The sequence below is a fragment of the Borrelia venezuelensis genome (assembly GCF_023035835.1).
Classification (GTDB): Bacteria; Spirochaetota; Spirochaetia; order Borreliales; family Borreliaceae; genus Borrelia; species Borrelia turicatae.
In genome coordinates, this window is the sequence record NZ_CP073223.1 from 59,026 (window position 1) to 75,308 (window position 16,283).

Annotated in this window: 23 protein-coding genes; 2 read left to right on the forward strand and 21 right to left on the reverse strand. The window is 30.4% G+C overall.

Features of this window, described 5'->3' with window-relative positions; genetic code table 11:
- Nucleotides 1-491: 491 nt before the first annotated feature.
- The gene (locus tag bvRMA01_RS04895; protein WP_247032565.1) at nt 492-1,049 is read left to right on the forward strand and encodes a hypothetical protein; all 558 of its coding nucleotides are present in this window, start codon (nt 492-494) and stop codon (nt 1,047-1,049) included.
- A 273-nt stretch (nt 1,050-1,322) separates the two neighbouring features.
- Complete coding sequence (locus bvRMA01_RS04900; protein WP_247032566.1) at nt 1,323-2,204, forward strand: hypothetical protein; 882 nt, start codon at nt 1,323-1,325, stop codon at nt 2,202-2,204.
- 163 nt (nt 2,205-2,367) lie between these two features.
- Here the strand turns inward: bvRMA01_RS04900 and bvRMA01_RS04905 are convergent, their stop codons facing one another.
- From bvRMA01_RS04905 to bvRMA01_RS05000, 21 genes are all read right to left on the reverse strand, one after another.
- Nucleotides 2,368-2,958 (reverse strand): BTA121 domain-containing protein surface lipoprotein, encoded by a 591-nt coding sequence (locus bvRMA01_RS04905; RefSeq protein WP_247032567.1) that lies wholly within the window; start codon nt 2,956-2,958, stop codon nt 2,368-2,370.
- Nucleotides 2,959-3,190: 232 nt separating this feature from the next.
- On the reverse strand, nt 3,191-3,808 hold the full coding sequence (locus bvRMA01_RS04910) for a DUF777 family protein (protein WP_020282293.1): 618 nt from the start codon (nt 3,806-3,808) through the stop codon (nt 3,191-3,193).
- Between the two features lie 13 nt (nt 3,809-3,821).
- Nucleotides 3,822-4,733 (reverse strand): DUF693 family protein, encoded by a 912-nt coding sequence (locus tag bvRMA01_RS04915; RefSeq protein WP_020282294.1) that lies wholly within the window; start codon nt 4,731-4,733, stop codon nt 3,822-3,824.
- 72 nt (nt 4,734-4,805) lie between these two features.
- Entirely contained in the window at nt 4,806-5,885 is a 1,080-nt protein-coding gene (locus bvRMA01_RS04920) for a hypothetical protein (RefSeq protein WP_247032569.1), read from the reverse strand.
- A 39-nt stretch (nt 5,886-5,924) separates the two neighbouring features.
- The gene (locus bvRMA01_RS04925; RefSeq protein WP_247032571.1) at nt 5,925-6,485 is read right to left on the reverse strand and encodes a DUF792 family protein; all 561 of its coding nucleotides are present in this window, start codon (nt 6,483-6,485) and stop codon (nt 5,925-5,927) included.
- Nucleotides 6,486-6,517: 32 nt separating this feature from the next.
- A complete protein-coding gene (locus bvRMA01_RS04930) occupies nt 6,518-7,849 on the reverse strand; it encodes a hypothetical protein (RefSeq protein WP_247032573.1) in 1,332 nt (443 codons plus the stop codon).
- A 12-nt stretch (nt 7,850-7,861) separates the two neighbouring features.
- Entirely contained in the window at nt 7,862-8,074 is a 213-nt protein-coding gene (locus bvRMA01_RS04935; protein WP_020282298.1) for a DUF1322 family protein, read from the reverse strand.
- A gap of 50 nt (nt 8,075-8,124) precedes the next feature.
- Nucleotides 8,125-8,544, reverse strand: coding sequence for a DUF1473 family protein (locus tag bvRMA01_RS04940; protein ID WP_247032574.1), 420 nt, complete (start codon nt 8,542-8,544; stop codon nt 8,125-8,127).
- A gap of 3 nt (nt 8,545-8,547) precedes the next feature.
- Complete coding sequence (locus bvRMA01_RS04945) at nt 8,548-8,967, reverse strand: DUF1463 family protein (protein ID WP_247032576.1); 420 nt, start codon at nt 8,965-8,967, stop codon at nt 8,548-8,550.
- The gene (locus tag bvRMA01_RS04950) at nt 8,967-10,043 is read right to left on the reverse strand and encodes a DUF787 family protein (protein WP_247032578.1); all 1,077 of its coding nucleotides are present in this window, start codon (nt 10,041-10,043) and stop codon (nt 8,967-8,969) included. The genes bvRMA01_RS04945 and bvRMA01_RS04950 overlap by 1 nt, the downstream gene beginning before the upstream one ends.
- Before the next feature lie 68 nt (nt 10,044-10,111).
- Nucleotides 10,112-10,651 (reverse strand): DUF764 family protein, encoded by a 540-nt coding sequence (locus bvRMA01_RS04955; protein WP_020282302.1) that lies wholly within the window; start codon nt 10,649-10,651, stop codon nt 10,112-10,114.
- 22 nt (nt 10,652-10,673) lie between these two features.
- Nucleotides 10,674-11,036, reverse strand: coding sequence for a hypothetical protein (locus bvRMA01_RS04960; protein WP_247032579.1), 363 nt, complete (start codon nt 11,034-11,036; stop codon nt 10,674-10,676).
- Nucleotides 11,036-11,425 carry a DUF3890 domain-containing protein gene (locus bvRMA01_RS04965; protein WP_247032580.1) on the reverse strand — a complete coding sequence of 130 codons (390 nt, stop codon included), beginning with the start codon at nt 11,423-11,425 and terminating at the stop codon, nt 11,036-11,038. Before bvRMA01_RS04965 ends, bvRMA01_RS04960 begins: the two co-directional genes overlap by 1 nt.
- A 2-nt stretch (nt 11,426-11,427) precedes the next feature.
- Complete coding sequence (locus bvRMA01_RS04970) at nt 11,428-12,357, reverse strand: hypothetical protein (RefSeq protein WP_247032581.1); 930 nt, start codon at nt 12,355-12,357, stop codon at nt 11,428-11,430.
- A gap of 59 nt (nt 12,358-12,416) precedes the next feature.
- Entirely contained in the window at nt 12,417-13,019 is a 603-nt protein-coding gene (locus tag bvRMA01_RS04975) for a DUF228 domain-containing protein (protein ID WP_247032582.1), read from the reverse strand.
- Between the two features lie 72 nt (nt 13,020-13,091).
- A complete protein-coding gene (locus bvRMA01_RS04980; RefSeq protein ID WP_247032583.1) occupies nt 13,092-13,691 on the reverse strand; it encodes a DUF1357 family protein in 600 nt (199 codons plus the stop codon).
- Nucleotides 13,692-13,714: 23 nt separating this feature from the next.
- Entirely contained in the window at nt 13,715-14,920 is a 1,206-nt protein-coding gene (locus bvRMA01_RS04985; RefSeq protein WP_247032584.1) for an anti-CBASS protein Acb1 family protein, read from the reverse strand.
- Nucleotides 14,921-14,965: 45 nt separating this feature from the next.
- A complete protein-coding gene (locus bvRMA01_RS06210; protein WP_283847884.1) occupies nt 14,966-15,196 on the reverse strand; it encodes a hypothetical protein in 231 nt (76 codons plus the stop codon).
- The gene (locus bvRMA01_RS06215) at nt 15,183-15,608 is read right to left on the reverse strand and encodes a hypothetical protein (RefSeq protein WP_283847886.1); all 426 of its coding nucleotides are present in this window, start codon (nt 15,606-15,608) and stop codon (nt 15,183-15,185) included. The genes bvRMA01_RS06210 and bvRMA01_RS06215 overlap by 14 nt, the downstream gene beginning before the upstream one ends.
- Before the next feature lie 26 nt (nt 15,609-15,634).
- Entirely contained in the window at nt 15,635-15,964 is a 330-nt protein-coding gene (locus bvRMA01_RS04995) for a hypothetical protein (protein WP_247032585.1), read from the reverse strand.
- Between the two features lie 65 nt (nt 15,965-16,029).
- Nucleotides 16,030-16,209: a hypothetical protein gene (locus bvRMA01_RS05000; protein WP_247032587.1), complete on the reverse strand. Its 180-nt coding sequence runs from the start codon at nt 16,207-16,209 to the stop codon at nt 16,030-16,032.
- Between the last annotated feature and the right edge of the window lie 74 nt (nt 16,210-16,283).

Genomic DNA, 16,283 nt, shown 5'->3' on the forward strand with positions numbered 1-16,283 from the left:
AAGTTCATTACTTAAGGTTGTCTTTAAGTGAATTTTTTAAAATTCACTTAAAGACAACCTTAAGTAAGATCTATTTAATACCCCTGTAACAACTTTTAACTTATTTTTAAACACCTTTTTGGAAATTAATTAATTAAAAAAAGTTAAATAAATTTGTTTTATAAATCAAAATAATTTATTATATAAATCGATAAAATAAAAAACATATTTAAAATAATGTACTCTAAAAATAAAAGGGGGTAAATATGAAGAGAACAATTATTTTATTACCAATCTTCATAACATGTCATGTGTCGCAAGATCAATATGACAAACCAAATCTTAAATACGCCATTAAATCAGGCTCTACACGCTCCGTCAGGACAAACACTAATACAGAAGACAAATATGAATACCAAGCAGAACCACTGCAAATATCTGAGGGAATCTTAGATGTATGTCTCGGTAATCACGTGATAACACCTAGTAATCACACCTGCCATCTCACTTGGATGAAAAGCAATGTACAAGATATAATTGGAGAAAACGGAAAACCATCACCAGTATTTCAAGGCAAATTTAAATACTCATATGCAGTAGCTCCTATTAAAAATAATGCAAACTACTCTAAGTATGTCATGCCTTTAATACTATTTGAAAGCTTAGTTGAGTATGTTAAAATAGTGTCATTTAAACTCACAAACCACAGCGAACTAAATCTAGATTTTCGCAATGGACACATGCAAGGCACAAGAGATAAAATAGCTAAACAGCTGGAGCTCTCAACTCAAAGGTTAGGATATCAAGGTATAAGTATTTATGGAGAACTATATGCATTCTTTCCAAATGGAGGAGATGGTCTTATAACTGCTTTTTCACAGCTTCACAAAAATGGTGATTGGTTCTTCATGTCAGGCAAAATAACTATTGAAGACTCATTAAGTAAAAAAACAAGCACCCACACAATCTTGCTAGATGCTCAATTATTCAATGAATTCCTAAAAGAAGTTATAGCAAAGCATCCATCAACCAGAACTGCAAACAGAAAATTCAGAGTACCTGTTAGTTAGCGGTACTCATCCACAATAATTAATCTTTAAATCTAATTAATTTTTAGTAATCATAGTAATCACAAAAATTAAAAATTACTTGAGTGAAGATTATTTAAATTATATTATTTACATGTATTAATATGACTTAAATCAATATGTACTTGCTAAAATAGTAGCAAGAATTTAGATAAGATCTTAATGTAAAAATAATTAAGGAGAATAATAAATACTCATAAGTTATAAATAATAATTGATATAATTGATAAAAATTTAATTTGAAAGGATGTATAAATGAAAAAGATAATTATTTTATTAACCCTATTTATAACCTGTAAAATATCCCAAACTAATAAACCATCCATGGCAGAAGAAGACGAAACGGATGAGCATAAGACCAATCTAGAACACGATTACGAAGAATTTATTCCTCCCAAAAGAGAGCGTATCCACAGCATACACCGAGCATTTGAACTATTTGAAGACTACTTAACTAATATTTGTCTGCAACCACCTCACATACCATTAAAATGTAGAGTACAAGTCTGCGGTTTTAGTTGGATAAAAATCAAAAGCAAACATATCGTAGGAACAGATAAAAACATAATACCAGAATTAAAGAATAAAATTAAATACTCATATGCAGTAGCACCTATCAAGTATAATGGTGGATACAATGCAAACATTACACCTCTCATATTACTTGAAATTTTTGATACAAACATTAAAATTACATCATTTAAACTTACAAATCATCAAAACCTAGAATTAGATCTTGGCAAAAAGACACATGATACTAATGTTACTAGCATAATTCAAAGTTATTATAATGAGACTCGAAATTCAATTCTAAGAGAGGCAAAAAACAAAATTAAATCCTACGGGGGTCAAGATGTATACCTTTATGGCATAATGAACATGCCTACACCTGAAAAACCTCAAGTCATTGGCAGCGATAGATTAATATCCATTTTTGGCAATCTTTTTAAAAATCAACAAGGGGCAAGCTTGCAAGCAGAAATCACTATTAAAGACAAAACAAATAATCAAGAGAAAACCTACCAAATACTTCTAAGTAGTAAAATATTTAATGAATTTATAAAAACAATTCTATCAAGACACAAAGGTATAACCAATGTAAATCCTAAATTCAAAATTCCTGGTGAGGATAAATAATAAAACTTTAAGTTACCCTCAGTAATATTTCTTAAGTAGTATTACTGGGGATAAAACTTTATCTTCAGTAATGAGATTTATAGATTTCAAGATTTATTTTAAACAAAAACAGTAAATATAAAATGGAACTCAAGTTACAATGCAACAATTTAATTAAACAAATTTAATACTCATGCAAAACATCATATATTTGCCTTTTTAATGATGTAAATAAGTTTGAACAATTAGCCATCTTAAGTGATAGATATGCACCCTTGTAACCATTATCACCACCACAAGAAATTTTCAAAAATTTTAAATATTCTCTCTGCTTAGTAGCAAGTTGAACTTCAAAACCATCCCTTTTAGGATGTCCATCTGTAAGCTCATATATAGCATCCAGTATGTCATCTCGTACTCTTAATGTCACAACTATATCAGCAACTGCCTCTTTAATCTTAGCAGAACTAAGAACAACTAAAAACTCATAAAATTCATCATCACTATAAGTACGTACATTTGGAATACCTTCTGCAATTGTAGGATCTGTTAATGCACTTCTTAAAAATCTAACTGCTATTTTTTCTTCTCCTGAAAGATTAAAATCTGTCATTAAATTTTCCAATGAAGGATGGTCAAAGACAAGACCAATGTCAAGATCACTACTGGCAATATCATCAAAATTGTAACCTAGCCCCAAATTATTGACATATTCTTCATCCTCGCAACAACAAAATAGAATCATCAATAAAATTAAAATGTTGAAAGCTTTCATATTTCAATATCTCCCTTATATATGAAAAATATATCTCATTAATGATTTATTAAAAATTAAAATAATACTTATATTTTTTAATAAAAAAACTCAAATATTATTTTTAAAACCAAATAAAATAATTGTCAAATTTATAAAATAGAAAAACAACCTACATGATACCAAAAATCCAAATGAAAGTTGGAATAAAGATCGAAATAAAGATTTAAATCAAATTTTAAACTTTTTAAAGTTACACAACACCTGAGGTATTACCCGTTGCAAGAGTGGGAGCTCCACTGGCATTAACATAAGTTATGCTACCAACCCCATGTGTATGACTTTCAAACAATTTACCATTAATATATACATTACCTTTAAACTCAATACTAGTAGCCTCAATAACTAGAGAGTTAAGAGAGATCCTGGTATGATCACCATCACATATCACATTTTTAGAATTCAACGAAGCATCCTCACATACCACATCCAATTCTTTTGCACTGATGCTTAATTTCTGTACATCAATACCTGCATACTCAAGACTTACTGCATTTAAGATATAAAAATAATGTTTATCGAAATAATTATTATCTTTCTCATTAAAGATATTTATGCCGCTTTGAAGCAAGATTACCCTATCATCTTCCTTAAGTTCAAGTTTTAAATTCGAGATATTGCGACTCTTAATCCTTAAGTCCTCATATTCTTCAATTACAACAATTCCTTCTTGGGAATTAAAATCAAATTCCTTAATAATCCCAATTCGACAAATAAATACATTATCACGTAAATATTTCTTAGCAGCCTCAAGTGCTAAATCATTACTTAAACTTCCTATTCTTCTAGAAATTTCATAAGTTTTGCTCATAAATTTATCCTACCTATAAAATATTAGATTCATCATAAAGCTTCAATTTTAATGTGCAACTACCCACATTGCTTAAATTAGCACTAGTCTCTTGCACAAAAGCCCTAACAATTTTCCCATACCTATCTATAAATTCAACCCCATCTCCAACCTTAATCTTATCTGTAAAGAGAAGTGTAGTATTCCAAAAATTAATGGCAGATTGGCCTACAAATTTCACTTCTCTTTGAGGAATAAATACAAGTGCAAAATCTTCAAGCTTCTTATAAACTCTTTGGTCACCTAGTTTATCAAAATTAATAAAAACAAATTTAGTATCAACCTTAAAGTCCAACTCCCCAACATCAACAAAAATCAAATGCACATAGTTTTCAATAAGTTTTTCTATAAATTCCTTTAAAGTAGGGGCATAAAAACTCTCACTTATTATGCGATTGCGAGCATGAGGGCCTATGTTAATAATGGCTTGACCTGGAAATGCCAAATTTATTGCCTCTTCTAAAGATTTGCCTATGTAATTTTTAGTATCAAGTTTTTTATTAAAAAACGTATCTTGAGAGAGAAGATAAACTTCATACTGACAAATAAAATCACCATTTTCAAAATCAAAATCAATAGGCGCACCCAGATATCCAGCCATAACAAATCTATAATCCAAATCATCCTCATGCGCAAATTTTTTATAGTATATTTTAACAATATCTCCATGCCTTAAAGATTTATTAAAATTTAAAGGCATATTAAACAATTGCAATCGTGCTTTTTTACATTGCAGAGCACTCACAAGGAAATATTCATTACTAATTACAATATTAATAATAGGTGCCCCATGTTTTGTCTCTATAACAAACTTTGGTTTCCTATTTTTAATCTCACCCCCAGAACTATAAAATTCTAGTTTAAAATCATATTGAAATAATAACATAACTCCCTTGATCAACTCCTAAAGGTTACTATTAGTAAACCTAACTACTAAACTCAAGCATAAATAATAATATTAATTCTCATCTTCCATGTACTCAGATCTAAAACTAACTGGCTTCTCACCAAGCGGCCTAACAATAGGTCTTACAAAATTTGGCCTTATATCACTTCCTGGTCTCTTAAGGCTTGGTCTTGTACTACTTGGTCTAATATTACTTTTCTTAACACCACTTGGTCTTACATTTTTTACTCTCTGGCTGTCTGGTCTTGAACCTGTCTGTCTTGGGTTTATAGATCTTGCACTTGGCTGTCTTGAACTTGGCTGTCTTTGACCCGCCTGTCTTTGACGTCCTAAACTCTCATCATTACTCCTAGGAATGGGTCTTCTCTCTGAACTCTCACCACTCTCTTTAACCACTGGTTCTTCATCATCATAAGTCTCTTTAACCATATCACTTGGTCTTAATTGTCTTAAACCTACTTGTCTCTCATACTCATTTCTGGTAATGGGCCTTTGAAAACCATATCTTTGACCTGTTTGTCTTGAACTTGGCTGTCTTTGACCCGCTTGTCTTTGACTTGGTTGTTTTTTACCATTCAAACCACTATTTGAAACACCTAATGTTACACCAAGTTTTTGTGTAACATAATTTTCCACAAACTCAATTTCTCTAAGCTGAAGTTTAATGAATAACTTGGTATAATCTGGATTTTTAATCCAAGTCTTATTACTAAAACTCAAAACTCTATGCCTATATTTGTCAAACGCATTTTCCATAGGGATTTCTATTGCCTGTTTAAACCTATTATCAGTCTCAGTAAAAACATCATCATCAAAATATTGACCATACTCTCTTAAAAATTCACCTTCTACCTGCAAAAAAATATCATCCCTTATCATATTTACAAGACATCTGTAATATCCTTCAAGCTCTGATATTCTTTGTAAAATTTTTTTAGATTTCACATTTTTATTAACATCATCAACATTTACTAAAACACCATCTACAACCTCATAACTTGCCTCATAAGCTTCCTCAATTTCCCTATCAAAATTCCAATTGACAAAATCAAAAGGCCTTAAAGGTGCCGCATGAAGATTAAAAAATAAAAATAATGAAAATAATAATACAATATACCTAAATTTAACCATAAACATTCTCCTAAATATAAATTATTATATAATTATATTCTAACCTTTATATGTTAAAAAATTAAAAGTTTTCACTATTTTAATTTGTAAACTAACATTAAGCTCATCTACAAATGCAGTACCTTTAATGCTTAAAGAATTAATAATAGTAGTTTCATGAAATCCTATTGATGCACCATAAATGCTATAATAAATACCTGCTTTAAATCTTTCCCTAAACTGCATCTTTATAAAATTAGAATCAAACTCTAAAGCACTATTTGCAAAAGGCGTTCTCTTTAGACTATCAACTAAAACTTTATCATAAACAGAAGACAAAATCGCATTGGAAATAGTAATTATCTCTGGGTTTGCCGTAACATTATAACTTACAAATTCACTACGCCTGGTATTCAGATTAATAATGGGGCACTGGCTACTAACGCTACTTAAACTTTCCTCAATAGCTCCTGATTTTGGAAATATAAAAAATAATTGTGGAACATATACAAGTCCCTTAAAATCAGGTCTAGGAAAGAGTACTATAAAATTAGATGAACTTGCACGACTTAAAATATGATTTACAACTTCCCAAATAAGTAATTTTACATCCTTTACCATATTAAATATCCCTTAAATATCTTTAAAATCCTTTAAGGCATGCGTGAAATTTCACTGCCCATCTTATAGTCCTGCATATTATCTTGCAAAGAAACACCTTGCATGTTAAACATTATAGCGTCTCTTAAACCATTAATGGCCCTCTCCATATTAGTAAAATACATACCCAAAGGCTCTATAATACTCCTCTCTAAATCTATGCCACAAGCCCAACTTAAAAATTCCCTTACCTCTTCTACAAGCATATGCATATCATCACCACGCATATCATTAATTAGTCCAAAACTGTCTGGTCTTAAATCATCTATAACTCGCCTTTGATCATCAATTAAGTTTGAACCTATATCTATATTCATACCTGCACCTAAATTTGAACTTATATCTGCACCTTTAACTGCATTTACACTCGGATCTAAATTTAAGCATGCATCACAAAAACGCTGTTTTACTCCCTCATCAAAACTCATTCCCGTGCCTGAAAACTCAGAAAAATTATCTCTTCCCCCTACATCATTCTTAAGAAAAGATAAACCATCTCTCTTAAATAAATCATAAATAACAGATACAGCTTCCGAATTAGCATCAAACTGACTATTAGTTCCCTTTAGAGAACTTGCAAGTTTAACTGTATCAAAAAGAGCATCAGGTGTAGTCTCAACCTTAGATAATAACGATTTCAAACCACAAGTCTTACGAATAAAATCATTCATGTCCACTTGATTATCAAACTTACCCGTGCTTGAAAGCATGTCCTCAATCCTCTTCCTCTCAAAATCACTATAAGTTACATCATTAATTGTGCCCTTGCTTGCAACACTATTCTCTTTTAACTTAAAATTATTAGAAAAATTATTAGGAACTACCATAGAATCTTCATCAAAATCGCTTAAAGATTTAAAAAAATTTAAGTCTAGCATATTTGTATCTAAATTCAAAAGTGAACCTGATTTTGAACCTGCACCCAAACCACCAAAGCAAGGCAAACTTAACTCATCCTCAGGTTTAAGCTTAGATGGCAACTTTAAATCTGAAAACATAACCCCAATTGAATTATCGTCTCTCTCTACACTTTTTACATCTCCTTTAAAATCTGAAACTTGACTTAAAGCTTTAAGGGTTTTAAGTTCTTGCAAACCAATATCAATTCTTGGTAACTCAACTAATAACTCACTCACAAACCTATCATTTAAAATATCTTCAGATTTAAAACCACTAACTATCCCAGGCTTAATTAATACAGACGCCATCTGTTCCTCTAAAAACTTATTACTTCCTGCAAATTTTAAATGTTCTTCTAAATCACTACTTAAATCGAAATCATAAAATAAATCCTGCATCACATCAGCAAGTTTATCTAAACTCATACACAAAATCTCCTATAAATTTGCAATTAAAAAGTTTTCATACATTTCCTTCTTAAACTTAAAATTAGCAATCTTATTAATTTCTAAAAGTTCAGCATATTTAAATCGCTTAACCTCAGCAAAAGTGCAAACTCCCATTAAAACGGGAAAATAATATTTGCAATCCTCACTCCTTAAATACCTTAAATAACTAAAATACTCACTTAAAATTGCACTACGATTCATAAACCTTCCTTCAAATTTAATGTCCTTAATTCAAAATAATCCTTAAAATATTACTTACCAACAGATACCAAATCATTATAATTCCACCTATCATCAATATGTGGATACTTAACAAAAGTCCCACCAGAATCCTGAAAACTCTCAACATACACTAAACTGGGTTCTTTAAATCCTTCTATCTTTTCTACCAAAGCATACTGAACAGCAAAAAAAATGGTGGGAAGCTGATATTTATATAAAAATGCATGCTCCCTATTAGTACTAATAATTTCGTAAAATTCATCAAAAAAAGATTGTGATATCATTAATGTGCTTATTCGCTTAAGAATAGGCAAACTATTAAGTTCTCGCCTTAAAGTCTCTTGACTTGCATCAAATCCTAAAATAGAATCCCAATCATACATAGGAATATCCCTTAAAACATATTCATAAATCTTATAATTAGTCAAAATCTTTAATTTATATCTCACAAATTACCCCCTCTCAATTTCGCAATTAATTGCGTGAATTATAAAATTTACAGTATCATTATTATTTGCATAAGTCCTACTCGGCACTTCAGAAAAAAATGCACTATTAGAAATAATCTTAAGCCCCATCTGGTCATTAAACACTAATGGCCTAAGCTTATCCTTTTTGGAAGTCGAATAGTAAAACTGTTCATTACTAAATTTAGTTAAAATTCTATAATCAAATGAACCCTTGGTAAGCTCTAAACTAAATATATGAATAATAGTTCTAGGATCCCTAAAACTTGGAATAGGAACATTCTTCTCTTCAGTACTGGCAGTAGCCATAACATTAGGAGAAGTTGAATATTGTAACTTTCCCCTATCTATGAGCATACCTGCAAAACTAAAAAATACTAAATCCAATGAATAATAATCTTTCATTAGACAGCCTCCTTTCTTAAATAATCATTAATATCATCACTACTTATGTTTAAAACCACACTCTTAAAACTATCATTATATTTAATACGAATGGATAAACTTAAGCCCAAAGCATTATCTGCCTTAAGTCCAAATTTAATATCACCAAAAGATACAATAAGTCCACGTTCTTTAAACTCTTTAAATAAACATTCAAGACCTGCAGTGTAAGCATTGGGTCTCCCATCAGCAAATTTTAACTGACTAAGCTTACTATTTTGCCTATTATTACGGTTCCAAATACGAATCAGCTCACGTGTTGATTCATTTTTTAAAAGATAATACGTAAATGACTCATCAATTGGCCCACCTGAACAGTCTACCCCTTCTTTGAAAGCCAAAACCCCATCTCTACCAGTCTCATTAAGAAGAGAATAAAAATTAATATTACTGCGTCTTAAATGACTAATTAAAGTCGCATCATAAATTGGTTTGGCTCTTAATGTCATTCCATAAGGATTAGTTGCATGAAAAATACTAGCCTCATGCAAATATTTAGCCATGAACTTAAGATGCAAATTATCTTCACCACTATCATAAATCAAAATGGCTTTATCCCTCTGACTTACAGGTAAAACCTCTATGAACTCAGGCAGCCGATCAATATTAGTTGAGAATACCACAAATTTAGTAAGCTCACTAATCTTATCAAAATCCCTTTTAAAAATCTCTCTCAACATTTCTATAAAGACTACAAATGGATATATATTTTTCTTTAAGAATTCAACTATTGTATTTATATCTTTATAAAGATATAAATTAAAAGACCTAAGCCCTTCTGAATTAAAAAAATCACTAAAACTTTGTGCCAAAAACTCACGCTCAACAATAGCCAAGTTGACGTGTTCTGCTGAAGCCTCAAACTCCTCTCTAATCCCAACAGACTTTAAAGTCTCCTTAGAGCTTGAAACACTTACAACAAAATGTCCCTCATTTAAAACCTCGCTCTTATAAATAAGCAAAGGATTATAATAACCAATGCTATGCAATCTAACTGTATCTTCAATCAAATTGACACTAATTGTATCTTGTGGCATATAATCTCCTATTTTTAAATTTAATTTTTTATTTTAATCTTTATTAATCTTTTTTATTAATCCTTGTCTTAATTTTTAATCTCAATAACTTGTATGTCTGCTCTGTAAGACTGAGTTAACCCCAAAATTGCCCTTCCGCTATTATAAGCAACACTACTACCTCCCCCATTTAACAAATCACCTGTGGATTTAAGATAATAATTTAAAGACAAATCATATTCATCCTCTAATGATTTTATAAATTCAAATTTGCAAGAATTTTCATGCAAAAAATCCAAGAAACATTCATAAATTTTATGCAAATTAACATAAATTTTAAGATCACCAACATCCCCTACAAACCCCATAAAACAAAGAGTAAACTTTAATCCAAATTCATTAACACTAGAATAAAAATTGCCACTTCTTAAAGCTCGCGGATCTAAGCAATCAAAACCTTTAGGATTTATGATTAACAGGTAAGAATAATCATCTATTAAGTCAGTCAAATACAAACGATTATAAGAATTGATAACCTCTATCTTGAAAGAATGATGCTTTAAGTAATTCTTAAACATAATTAGTATTTTTGTTAAAAAAGTTTGTGATTCATATAGATTAAGTAACACAAATATTCTCCTTAAAGGATAATTAAAGTTTCTTAAGAATTAAAACGGTATATCCGGTTTTTAAATATACATAATACTTATTCACACCTACAATCTCCATTAAATCTTCGTCCACTAGTACCTGATCTTCCAAGTTAAAATCAATAGTATCTAAGGTATAGACCTTAGCGTGCATTTCTTTTATAAAGATATTTGAATCAAAAAGCTCAACCGTATCTTCATCCTTAAATAACAACACACCATCAAAATTAACAGGGGTCTCTCTTAAAGTCTTTTTCTCATAAGAAGCATTAGTGATATTCTTAATTAAGTTCCTCTTAAATAAAAACATAGGTCTTGAATATCTTATAATGCTACTAGTCATAGCTAGACCAAGACCACTCATCATACAACTCCTATTAATGTTCTCTTGCAAGTCTTAATATCTTCTACAAGATTACTAAAAGCAACGCAAAAATCCTTCTTTAAAGACTCATTATGCAAAACATAACCAGAATATTCTACCGATATTTCACCCAGTCGCTCGGACTTAACTTTATTACAATCAAAATGCAAAAGTTTGCCTCTCTTTTTAAGTTCACACCCAAGAAAATAATATATAAGCAAAAATATCTTGCTCATATTTAAATCCCCAAGTCCTAAACCTTTGCTAAGCAAAACATCCTCAAGCAAATCCACATATACATTAAATTCACTAAACTTAAGATCCTCAGACTTAAGCATCAGTAAATCTAGTACCTTGGCATAAATCTTACCCAAGTTCTCATTATCCATGCTCAGGTCCAATTTATCTTAAGTCTAAGTATTGATTCTTGACTTGCAATGATGCTTCCAATAGAAAAATCTAGAAAACTAGTCCTAAAATTACTACTTGACATCTGTGTATATGCATTTAAAATCGGAGGATGGCCATCTTTTAACACCAAAAGCTTAGAACTTCTTGGATAAATTAACATCTCATCATCTAATAAATTCGTAGTCTCAAGCTCAATATCAGCATCATTATTTATTGAACTTAAAGAGTCAAATAACATGTCCTTATATGAATAATTATTATTACGTAGTCTCTCAAGTAAGAGAGCTTTAACTCTAGGTGTTGTTAATACTTTAAAAGGAACTTTTCTCTCATCTTCCAAATTGATCTTACCCAATTCAGCATTGAAAGCCTTTATTAGATCTAAAGCTTGCGTCACTTTAACAGTTTTATCTATTTGACCTGGAATATTAAGTAACCCATACATGGTTTCCCTATTAGCATCATCAACAAGAAGAGTACGTCTATTCTTTTTATCACTTGAAAAGCACAAGCCACCTCTTAAGTAATGTGCACTTAAAAGCTTATGTATCTCGGATAATGAATACTTAAGTCCGTCTCTCATATTAATGTTATTAATTGCCTGCACATCTAATTTCCCATCAGGTGCATAATATGTAAAGGCATACTGAAATGGCAAATAGTTAACAAAAACCACTTGTTTTTTAAACTTAATAGTAGCTACAGTACTAAAATCATTTACTCTAAGCGTTGGTTGATCTACTATATTTGAATTCCACTTTATAACCTTTTCGCTTGCAAGCGATATATCACCACTCTCTATTTGTTCATTATCAAAAAAATGATAATATTCAGGAATTGGTTTATCAAGGGACATAGAATCCCTAATAGTATTTATAAATTCTAAATTATTAAATAGACTTTCACTCAATGTTTAGTTTCTCCTTGAATTTTTAACTAATTTTTTTTAATTCAACTTAATTTTAATTACTAACCACCCACAACCTGTGCAGCAGGCCCACTTATAAACATAACCTTTGTACCATAAAAGCTAGGCTTATCTCTAAATTCATAAGCATCGCTTAAAGCTATTGCTTGCACGGGAGTAGAGTCAACAACCTTCCCAAGAAATCCAAGATCATCAAAAGCTAACTTATCCCCAGCTTTAATACTAGAATCTGAGAGTAAAATACACTCAAAACTGCTAGCTGTTGATATTACTGTAGCCGTTTTTGTAGCTTCATCGTAATCTATGCAAATTCCATAAAGATCGCTAAGACCACCACATGCTACTCGAGGCGCCATACCATTCTCAATAACTAGTTTAACTCCTCGTTTATAACAAAAATTAATAGCCTGATAATTTTCTAACTTATCCGCTACAGAATATTGCAGTCCTCCTCTATGGGTAAAATAAAAATCAGATGCTCCAAACCGACTGGTTTTATCAAAAACAGCTGGATATGTGCTATAGTTTTTAAGTTGTTCCAAAATTGATGTTTGTCTTTTTGTCCTCAAGGATGCTATTTCCTTCTTAATACTACTTTTCTCAACAGTAGAGGTAGCTTTCCCAGGTTCACTATCGTTTGGCATAAATACTCTCCTTAAATTTTTTAAATTTAAATAAATTTTAAATAATTATCAAAATAACTTAAGATATAAAACTTAAGATTTAACATTATAAAACTCTTGCTTAATTTGCATCCACTCATTCAACATTGCTTGTCTTAAATCTTTATAATCCTTTATTGTACTATTTGGATTTCGTAAATTTAATACCTCCTTTAAATTTCCCTTACTAAAGGTCATTAAACTATATGAATTATTACTGTTCTTAGATGAATCAATACTTGCATTTGCAAGCCTTAAGAGTATATCCTTAACCCCATCACTTAAATTAAAAATATCAAGATTACCTGCAACTGCCATTATTTGCTTCTCATCAACATACTTCCTTATAAGCTCACATACTTGAATATCTAAAACTTTATCTAATGAATTCCCAGCACCTAAAAGCTCTTGTGTACTATAACTCAAACTTAAATTATCATCAGCAAGTCTAGTAATCCACACAGCTCTGGCTAGTAATTCATTATTATTAACACTGTCAATCTTACTAAGATTATTAACTTTAGTAAAAACCATATTATTATAAGTACTACTATCAGTATCATTAATACTATTATGACCAGTATTATTTAAACTCTCACTAAGAGAAATATCTCCTTTAAGTTCATCTGAAACATTAATACCAGCATTTTCCATTACTAAACCTCCTAAAATAAAATCTAAAATCTAAAATCAAAATGTAATTTATTCTTTAATATCGCAACCTCATCATCACTTAAAGAATGCGACTTTATAATCTCTAGATATTTAGAATACACATCCAGTAATCTCATATCTCTCTCTAATTTTTGCTCATCACTTAATATGACTAAATCATTAAAACTCATGCTAAGTCTGTAATACTTACTTAACTTAAGATTAACTGAAATCACTACTGCTTCTTGCACGGTATGCAAAAAATCAATATAATTAGCTCTGTCTCCCTTTCCATCACTTCCCAAACCCTTTACCTGCTCATTAAAACTTCTTGTTAAGGGTTCTTTACTATCAGCACCTATCTTTGCTTTTACAAGTTCAAACGCATCCTTTAAAAATGCAAGATCGTACTTTATAACCTGTAAACTTGCACCCTCATCAGCACTATAAAAAATTCCCTCATTACTCAAACCACCCTTTAGCCTCTCAAACACAAGATCAATCTCGGACCCAACCTTGCCTAAGTCTTTATTTACACCATTATTACTTTTAAAAAAGGTAGAAAATAATCCCTTACCCTTAGTATTAAGACCAATCTGATTCTTAGCATCTTGCAATGACTCCATAAGCTCAACTAGCTGCTCATCTTTATAAAACAAAAAATTATATTGCCCAATGCGCTTTTCAATCTCTGAATATATCTGCTCTAAGAGACAAATACTTAAAAGTAAGCTTTGGGTATAAACTGGAATATGCTCTCCTAGTATATAATCAAAATTTTCATGGATTATAACTCTACTCTTGTGCAAAATAATAGATGTACCATCATCTTGCAGATATTCTAAATAATCACTACTGTGATCATCTATTATCCGATTATAGTCTAAATATTTAAATCCAACTGGCAATTCATCCTTCACACTCTTGCTTAAATCTTCATCTAGCACCTTAGGTTTAATTAAAATATATCCTGCTCCATTAAACCTATAACTTATCATTGCCTCAAGAAGTGCCTCGCTAAGTTCTAAGCTTAAAGGTTGTAAATCACTTAAATCAAATGTGGAGGAATTTAAAAAATCTAATCTAATCCCAGGTCTTAATGCATCTTCTGCTGAATTTTCTATGTAATTCCTAAAAAATAAAGAATACCTGTAAAGCTTCAATGGATCGATTGTATATTTATTAAATAATAAATTTTCAAAATCATTCTTACATTTCTTAAATATCATGAATTAATTATATCAATAATATTTAACTTTGTAAACTAAATATGACTAAATAATAACTATTAATAATAATTTTATTTCAAAATTACATCTTTTAATAAAATTATCGGTTTCCACAACAAACTCATCATCATAAATAGAGACTAGAGTAATTTTAATTCTAGACGGTGCTAAAATTTTATCAACAAGTCTTTTCCTTAGATAAATAATAAATGTATTACTTACGGGAACTGGAAATATAATTCCTAAAAATCGTTTATTAACACTAGATGATCCCATCTGAAAATCTTATAACCTCTGCAAGCTGCCAACTAGGCTTATAAAGATGAAATACTGAAGGGTCTGCTTCTACTTCATCAAAAACAACCTGCCTAATATTAACTGCCCTATAATCACCAACTATCTTAAATTTTAGAGAATAATCTGATGAACCTGCTTCAATTGCTTTACCATACTCCTCATTGGTTTTCATAATCGTTTCCCTTAAGTTTATCTTAGCCGCTTCCATTATCTCACTTTTAATAAAAAGAATACGACTTATACTCCCAGATTTAAAATCCTCTACATACTCTTTGTGACAATAAAAATTCTCCTTATCACAATATGTCTTAAAATCTGCTGAGAGCAAAAATATACCTAATACGTAAAATAAAAATATACGACACATAATAAAAGGAAATCTAATAAACATTATATGACTCCTTCAAGACAACACAGTTAAGATAAATAACTAAATCCAAGTTCTAAACCATGTACTTGTTCTATCAGATCAATCAATTTACTCAAATTTGCAGAACTAACTTTAAAATAATATTTCTTCTCAAGTCCACTCTCTACGTCAACACAAAAGACACAAAATTTTAAATCTCCGCCCTTAGCATCAGCAATGAGTTCTCTCCATTTAGGCTTACAGACATTAAACTGAAAATCAAAACCATTGCTCCACAAGCTACTCCGATTAGAAACACCATTTGTTGACCCATCCCCAACAGAAAGGCCGTAAAAACAAACATCACTTTCATTTAATTTAACTGACTTTAATCTCATCTCACGCTCACTCTTAAGCTCAAGATATATTCGTACAGAACCACCTAAATAAGAGTTATAACTAATTACAAGTAAATTACCATAACTATACCATAACTATTAGTCAAATCCAATACAAATCCGCCTGTACCACTATGATTGCTTAAATAAGATACTGTAAACTTTTCAGATTCTTTATTACAAGTATTAAACACAAGTAAACTAAATGCAAATAATAATTTTAAAAAGAGTCTTCTTACTACCATAAACCAAATACTCTCCAAAATTAAATTTTCATCGATAAATATTAATCACATATTTAAATATGTGTCAGAATCTA

What these genes read in the sequence shown, in the direction of transcription:
- bvRMA01_RS04895 (WP_247032565.1), top strand. Translation starts at nt 492, where the DNA reads ATGAAAAGCAATGTACAAGATATAATTGGAGAAAACGGAAAACCATCA.
- bvRMA01_RS04900 (WP_247032566.1), top strand. Translation starts at nt 1,323, where the DNA reads ATGAAAAAGATAATTATTTTATTAACCCTATTTATAACCTGTAAAATA.
- bvRMA01_RS04905 (WP_247032567.1), bottom strand. Translation starts at nt 2,958, where the DNA reads ATGAAAGCTTTCAACATTTTAATTTTATTGATGATTCTATTTTGTTGT.
- bvRMA01_RS04910 (WP_020282293.1), bottom strand. Translation starts at nt 3,808, where the DNA reads ATGAGCAAAACTTATGAAATTTCTAGAAGAATAGGAAGTTTAAGTAAT.
- bvRMA01_RS04915 (WP_020282294.1), bottom strand. Translation starts at nt 4,733, where the DNA reads ATGTTATTATTTCAATATGATTTTAAACTAGAATTTTATAGTTCTGGG.
- bvRMA01_RS04920 (WP_247032569.1), bottom strand. Translation starts at nt 5,885, where the DNA reads ATGGTTAAATTTAGGTATATTGTATTATTATTTTCATTATTTTTATTT.
- bvRMA01_RS04925 (WP_247032571.1), bottom strand. Translation starts at nt 6,485, where the DNA reads ATGGTAAAGGATGTAAAATTACTTATTTGGGAAGTTGTAAATCATATT.
- bvRMA01_RS04930 (WP_247032573.1), bottom strand. Translation starts at nt 7,849, where the DNA reads ATGAGTTTAGATAAACTTGCTGATGTGATGCAGGATTTATTTTATGAT.
- bvRMA01_RS04935 (WP_020282298.1), bottom strand. Translation starts at nt 8,074, where the DNA reads ATGAATCGTAGTGCAATTTTAAGTGAGTATTTTAGTTATTTAAGGTAT.
- bvRMA01_RS04945 (WP_247032576.1), bottom strand. Translation starts at nt 8,967, where the DNA reads ATGAAAGATTATTATTCATTGGATTTAGTATTTTTTAGTTTTGCAGGT.
- bvRMA01_RS04950 (WP_247032578.1), bottom strand. Translation starts at nt 10,043, where the DNA reads ATGCCACAAGATACAATTAGTGTCAATTTGATTGAAGATACAGTTAGA.
- bvRMA01_RS04960 (WP_247032579.1), bottom strand. Translation starts at nt 11,036, where the DNA reads ATGAGTGGTCTTGGTCTAGCTATGACTAGTAGCATTATAAGATATTCA.
- bvRMA01_RS04965 (WP_247032580.1), bottom strand. Translation starts at nt 11,425, where the DNA reads ATGGATAATGAGAACTTGGGTAAGATTTATGCCAAGGTACTAGATTTA.
- bvRMA01_RS04975 (WP_247032582.1), bottom strand. Translation starts at nt 13,019, where the DNA reads ATGCCAAACGATAGTGAACCTGGGAAAGCTACCTCTACTGTTGAGAAA.
- bvRMA01_RS04980 (WP_247032583.1), bottom strand. Translation starts at nt 13,691, where the DNA reads ATGGAAAATGCTGGTATTAATGTTTCAGATGAACTTAAAGGAGATATT.
- bvRMA01_RS04985 (WP_247032584.1), bottom strand. Translation starts at nt 14,920, where the DNA reads ATGATATTTAAGAAATGTAAGAATGATTTTGAAAATTTATTATTTAAT.
- bvRMA01_RS06210 (WP_283847884.1), bottom strand. Translation starts at nt 15,196, where the DNA reads ATGGGATCATCTAGTGTTAATAAACGATTTTTAGGAATTATATTTCCA.
- bvRMA01_RS06215 (WP_283847886.1), bottom strand. Translation starts at nt 15,608, where the DNA reads ATGTTTATTAGATTTCCTTTTATTATGTGTCGTATATTTTTATTTTAC.
- bvRMA01_RS04995 (WP_247032585.1), bottom strand. Translation starts at nt 15,964, where the DNA reads ATGAGATTAAAGTCAGTTAAATTAAATGAAAGTGATGTTTGTTTTTAC.
- bvRMA01_RS05000 (WP_247032587.1), bottom strand. Translation starts at nt 16,209, where the DNA reads ATGGTAGTAAGAAGACTCTTTTTAAAATTATTATTTGCATTTAGTTTA.